At 36.3% G+C, this 6,416-nt stretch carries 4 protein-coding genes; 3 read left to right on the top strand and 1 reads right to left on the bottom strand.

The window, feature by feature from the left end; genetic code table 11:
- The 3 genes from A9G38_RS09020 to dld all read left to right on the top strand — a co-directional run.
- The coding region (locus tag A9G38_RS09020; RefSeq protein ID WP_141671661.1) for an IS3 family transposase at window positions 1–236 on the top strand (236 nt) is incomplete at its 5' end.
- 506 nt (window positions 237–742) lie between these two features.
- Window positions 743–1,723 carry a 23S rRNA (adenine(1618)-N(6))-methyltransferase RlmF gene (rlmF, locus tag A9G38_RS09015; RefSeq protein ID WP_034915370.1) on the top strand — a complete coding sequence of 327 codons (981 nt, stop codon included), beginning with the start codon at window positions 743–745 and terminating at the stop codon, window positions 1,721–1,723.
- Between the two features lie 165 nt (window positions 1,724–1,888).
- Complete coding sequence (dld, locus tag A9G38_RS09010; RefSeq protein WP_034915373.1) at window positions 1,889–3,586, top strand: D-lactate dehydrogenase; 1,698 nt, start codon at window positions 1,889–1,891, stop codon at window positions 3,584–3,586.
- 106 nt (window positions 3,587–3,692) lie between these two features.
- On the opposite strand, the gene mutS is transcribed toward dld, so the two are convergent.
- A complete protein-coding gene (mutS, locus tag A9G38_RS09005) occupies window positions 3,693–6,251 on the bottom strand; it encodes a DNA mismatch repair protein MutS (RefSeq protein ID WP_034915377.1) in 2,559 nt (852 codons plus the stop codon).
- Between the last annotated feature and the right edge of the window lie 165 nt (window positions 6,252–6,416).

The raw sequence follows: 6,416 nt of genomic DNA, 5'->3' as shown, positions 1-6,416 counted from the left end.
GTTTAACAGCATTTGGAATTAAACGGTCGTTAAGTCGCAAAGGCTGCCCCTATGATAACGCAATTGCAGAAAGCACATTCAAAGCAGTGAAAACAGAATTTGTGTCAAATACTATTTTTGATTCACTGGCGCAACTTAAATTGGAATTTAATCACTATGTGGATTGGTTTAATTATAATCGACTTCATTCAACATTAAATTACCAGTCGCCGATTGAATACAAAAGAAATCGATGACCTTATCTTTTTGGTACTAAAATGTGTGGACATACCAGTTCTTAATCCTTAGGGTGCGGAAGGTGGTTATGGTGCCTGAGGGGATAATATAAAAAAGAATAAAGCCCCAACGCAAGTTGGGACGCTGAGCAGGCAAAGCCTGTGAACCTAGCGCTTTAATGACTGAAAGTAAAAACAATGCTCCGACTGATACAATTTTCAAGCTTGCGCTTTTGCTATCAACTGGCTGTTATTAACAAATTATTATTAAATAGCTATTATCAAATAACAAAAGCGCTTTTATTAAAAAGCCAAATTCAACGTAATAAAAAATTAGCCTATAAGTGTTTGATTTTATTTAAAAAATAAAAAACTTCAATAAAATCAATAGTCTACTTGAACGTTTTTAGAGTAAAAAACAACGCTACACCGTAGTCATTTTGATTAATTGATTTGTTCGGTTTTCGCATATTGCTGTTAAGTCGTTATAATAGCGGTTATTTGATTTTGGATAAAATAGGACAACCGTGCAAACGCCATTAAAAAAGCCCCAATTACATTGCAGAAACAAACACCGGAATGGCTATGATTTTGCAAAGCTCATTAAAATACTGCCTGAGCTGTCTCGATATGTAAATCAGAATTCCTATGGCAATTTATCGATCGATTTTGCCGATCCTATGGCTGTTAAACAGTTAAATAAAGCCTTGTTATTGAATGATTATCAAATAAATTATTGGGATATTCCAGATGGTTATTTATGTCCGCCCATTCCTGGTCGAGCTGATTATATTCACTATTTGGCTGATTTATTAGCTCAAGACAACCAAAATAGCATTCCAACAGGTAAACAAATTCGGGTTTTAGATATTGGCGTTGGGGCTAATGTGATTTACCCTATTATTGGTTGTGCCGAATATGGTTGGTCATTTGTAGGGAGTGATATTAATCCAGTTGCGATCAAAGTTGCTTTGCTAATTACACAAGCCAATACGTTATTAAAAAACACTTTGCAGTGTCGATTACAAAAAGACAGTGGATCGATTTTTAAGCATATTATTAAGCCCAATGAATTTTATGCTTTAACCCTGTGCAATCCGCCTTTTCATGCTTCAGCAGAAGATGCATTGGCAAGTACGCAAACCAAATTAAAGAAGTTAGGTAAGCTAACAAATTCCACTCAAAAAACTGTGCTTAATTTTGGTGGACAACATGCCGAGCTTTGGTGTCAAGGAGGTGAAAGTGCTTTTATTAGTAATATGATTAATGAAAGTACTCAATATAAAACTCAATGCCTGTGGTTTACTTCATTAGTTTCAAAAAAAGAGACCTTGTCGATAATTAATAAAAAATTAAAACAAGCTGCTGTTGTTGAAAGCCGTATTATTTCCATGGCGCAAGGGCAGAAAGTGAGTAGGTTTGTAGCGTGGACTTTTTTTAATCAAAATGAACGCCAACAACTTTTATCAAAAAGTCATATAAAACAAAATGTTAAACATTATGAATAAATTGCCTTTATTGACCTTTTTGTTGTAAAAGGTCGTTTAAGTGTGTTTTGTTCATCTGCAATAAAAATACCGATAGCTTATTGTTTTGCTTTTGGTTAAGATGGTGATTATTTAATCGCCGCTATTAACCCATCTTAATTTTCAATAACCATAGGAAATACCGATATGAAAAGTAATCAAACAGCTAAGCTCATTGAGCAGCTACAAGGTATTGTTGGACATAAATATACTTTAACCAATCCAGCACGAACATTACCGTATCGTCAAGGTATTCGCTTTGGCGAAGGTGATGCATTGGCAGTTGTTTTGCCGGAAACGTTAGTTGAACAGTGGCAAGTGTTAAAGGCGTGTGTTGAAGCGGATGTGATTGTTATCACACAATCCGCAAATACTGGATTAACTGGTGGTTCAACGCCTGATGGTAATGACTATGATCGTCCTGTTGTTATTGTTAGTACTCGTCGCTTAGATAGTATTAAAGTGATAGAAAATGGTGAACAAGTTGTCTGCTTGCCAGGTAGCACACTTTTTCGTCTAGAAAAGGAATTAAAAAAATATCATCGAGGTCCGCATTCGGTTATAGGTTCATCTTGCATTGGCGCTTCTGTGATGGGTGGGGTATGTAATAATTCAGGTGGAGCACTGATTCAGCGTGGGCCTGCTTATACTCAAATGGCGGTGTTTGCTCAATTAGATGCGCAAGGGCAATTGCGTTTAGTTAATCATTTAGGTATAGAATTGGGTGATGAACCAGAAACAATTTTACAGAATCTTCAAAATCATACTTATACTGATAAGGATATTAAACATGATGCTGGGTTAGGCCATGATCACCATTATTGTGAGCATGTTCGTGAAGTAGATGCCGATACGCCTGCTAGATTTAATGCTGATCCTGCTCGTCATTATGAAGCATCAGGTAGTGCTGGTAGATTAATGGTATTTGCTGTGCGCCTTGATACATTTCCGTTAGAGAAAAAATCAGCCGTATTTTATATTGGTACAAATGATATTAATGAATTAAATGGTATTCGTCGCCACATTTTAAGCCAATTTAAAACCTTGCCTGTATCGGGCGAGTATATACACCGTGTGGCTTTTGATATTGCCGCGGTTTATGGGAAACCGACCTTTTTAGCCATTAAAAAGTTAGGTACAGATATGATGCCACGCATGTTTGTGTTTAAGAACTTTGTTGATCGTGTTACCGCTAAAATTCCATTTTTTCCAAAGAATTTTTCGGATCGGTTTTCTATCTTTGCTTGCAAATTTTTGTCAAATCATTTACCAAAATCAATGCGTGATTATCGTGATCGTTATGAACATCACCTTATTTTAAAAATGGCAGATGATGGGATTGCAGAAGCCGAGTCTTTTTTAAAAGACTATTTTCAAAATAAAAATGGTAATTATTTTTTATGTAACGAAAAAGAAGCTGAAGCTGCAATGTTACACCGTTTTGCAGCTGCGGGTGCTGCAACGGCTTATCGCAATGTACATAGCAAAACAGTGGAAAACATTGTTGCATTAGATATCGCACTACGACGTAATGATACCGATTGGTTTGAAACGCTACCAGAAAACATTGATCAAAACTTTATTTATAAAATGTATTATGGGCATTTTTTCTGTTATGTATTTCATCAAGATTATATAGCTAAAAAAGGGGTGGATTGTGATAAAGTTAAGGAAGAGATTTTAGCATTGCTTGATCAGCGTGGTGCGCAATATCCAGCTGAGCACAATGTGGGGCATTTGTATCATGCCAATAAGGATTTGAAAAAATTCTATCAAGATCTTGATCCTACAAACAGTCTTAATCCGGGCATAGGTAAAACATCTAAGAAGAAAAATTGGGCTTAATTTTTTAAATTCTAGATGCTATTCATAATTAAAACCAACCGCTAGAAATCACATCTAGCGGTTTTTTAGAATAATATCGCAATAAAACAATTAGAGATTATTTAAATTACACCAACTTTTTTAATTGATATAAAATTTCTAATGCTTGTTTTGGTGTTAAAGCATCAGGCTCAATCTGTTTTAACGCTTCTTCAACCTCTGAAGGTTCAGGCGCGTTGATAAAAGAAAGTTGAGATTGAGCAACACCACTGTTAGCCGTTTGTTTTGAAATAATCTCGAGCTCTTTCAATTTTTGTTTAGCTCGCTTTAATACTGTCTTAGGCACACCGGCAAGTCCTGCAACAGCAATACCAAAACTTTTACTCGCTGCGCCTTCAGATACTTCGTGGATAAAAGCAACGGTATTATCGTGCTCAATAGCATCAAAATGGATATTATAAACACCTTGCATATGCTCGGGTAATTGGGTTAATTCAAAGTAATGAGTGGCAAAAAGCGTCATTGATTTGATTTCATTTGCTAAATTTTCGGCACAAGCCCAAGCTAATGAAAGCCCATCATATGTTGAAGTTCCTCGACCAATTTCATCCATTAATACTAAACTTTGTTGAGTTGCATTGTGCATAATGTTAGCGGTTTCGGTCATTTCGACCATAAAAGTGGAGCGACCAGATGCCAAATCATCAGAAGCGCCAATACGTGTAAAAATGCGATCAATAGGTCCAATGACTGCTTTTGAAGCAGGGACAAAGCTACCAATATAAGACAGTAATACAATTAAAGCAGTTTGACGCATATAAGTACTTTTACCGCCCATGTTTGGACCCGTAATAATTAACATACGTCTGCTTGGTAATAATGAGAGCGAGTTTGCAATAAATGGTGTTTGTAAAACTTGCTCAATCACCACATGTCGGCCATCTTTAATTTCTATTCCTGAGTCGGTTGATAGTGTTGGTTTTTGATAGTTAAGTGTTAATGATCGTTCCGCTAGGTTGGTAAGCACATCAAGTTCGGCAATGGCTTCAGCACTGATTTGCATAGTGGCTAGATCTGGCATTAATAGATCAAATAGCTGTTCGTAAAGTTGCTTTTCGAGTGCTAATGCTCGTCCTTTGGAAGTTAGTACTTTATCTTCGTACTCTTTAAGTTCGGGGATGATATATCGCTCAACATTTTTCAGTGTTTGACGACGAGTATAATGAATTGGTGCCAAATGGCTTTGCCCACGGCTGATTTGGATGTAGTAACCATGTACGGCGTTAAAGCCTACTTTTAGGGTGTCAATGCCTAAGGTTTCACGTTCTCGGATTTCTAACTGTTCTAAATAATTGGTTGCACCATCCGCTAAACTTCGTAGTTCGTCTAGTTCTGCATTATAACCAGTAGCAATAACCCCACCATCACGAATAATTGCCGGCGGTGTTTCAACAATAGCCTGATTTAATATTTCGGCTATACGGTCAAATTGATTTATTTTTTTACGCAAGTTAATTAACGCAGGTGAAGTAAGACCACTTAGTAGTGTTTGTAGTTGTGGTAATAAATTATAAGCATCACGTAAACGAGCAAAATCACGAGGTCGAGCCGTATGTAATGCAAGTCTTGCTAAAATACGTTCCAAATCACCAATTTGTTTTAATAATGGATTAACTTCATTAATATAATTTTGCAATTCGCCAATAGCTTGTTGTCGATTTTGTAATATAGTCAGATTACGAATTGGTGAATGCAACCAACGTTTAAGCATACGGCTACCCATTGGTGTTTGAGTTTTATCAAGTATTTCAACTACAGTATTTTGAGTTCCACCAGATAGGTTTTCGGTGATTTCTAGATTACGACGTGTTGCGGCATCTAACACGACAAAATCATAAGCCGACTGTTTGACAATTGAACGTATATGAGGTAGAGCAGTGCGTTGGGTATCTTTAACATATTGTAACAAACAGCCAGCTGCACAAAGTGCATAATTACAGTCTTCCACACCAAATCCAATTAAATCATTAGTGCCAAATTGTAGATTAAGCTGTTGTTTTGCTGTTTCAAGATCAAAGTCCCATTGTGGACGACGGCGCAATCCAGAGTTATTTTCAATTAATGGCATAGATTGAAATTCTTCCGGATATAGCAATTCGACAGGACTTGTACGTTGTAATTCGGCTTGCATTTCCTCGAAATTGTCACATTCAAAAATATAAAATCGTCCTGAACTGATATCGAGTGTGGCATAGCCGTAATAATTTTTATATTGCCAAATTGATGCCAGTAAATTGTCTTTGCGATCTTCTAATAATAGCTCATCACTTACCGTACCAGGAGTTACAATACGGACAATTTTTCGTTCTACTGGTCCTTTACTAGTAGCTGGATCGCCAATCTGTTCACAAATAGCAACAGATTCCCCTAGTGCGATTAACTTTGCTAAATAACTTTCAACCGCATGATAAGGCACCCCCGCCATAGGAATCGGTTCACCATTTGACGAACCACGCTTTGTGAGCGAAATATCTAAAAGTTGCGAGGCACGCTTGGCATCATCATAAAACATCTCATAAAAATCACCCATACGATAAAACAATAAAATATCAGGGTTTTCAGATTTAAGTTTTAAATACTGCTGCATCATTGGGGTGTGGTTGGCTAAATTGTCTTTATTAGTCATGGTGGTTTTTCTTTTTTTATCTTTCAACGTAATAAGTAAATTCATTAGTCTAACAAAGAACCATTAAGATGCATAAATTCGTACTGGTTCTTATTTTTAGTTTAATCATAAATTATGATAAATGTAAGTTGTATAATGTAATCATCTATATAATAATTTTATTAT

This window comes from Gilliamella sp. Imp1-1, assembly GCF_001690415.1.
Lineage (GTDB): Bacteria > Pseudomonadota > Gammaproteobacteria > Enterobacterales > Orbaceae > Gilliamella > Gilliamella bombi.
This window is presented reverse-complemented; position numbering and strand designations above follow the sequence as displayed.

Coding starts and splice junctions, on each gene's coding strand:
- dld (WP_034915373.1), top strand. CDS start 1,889: ATGAAAAGTAATCAAACAGCTAAGCTCATTGAGCAGCTACAAGGTATT.
- mutS (WP_034915377.1), bottom strand. CDS start 6,251: ATGACTAATAAAGACAATTTAGCCAACCACACCCCAATGATGCAGCAG.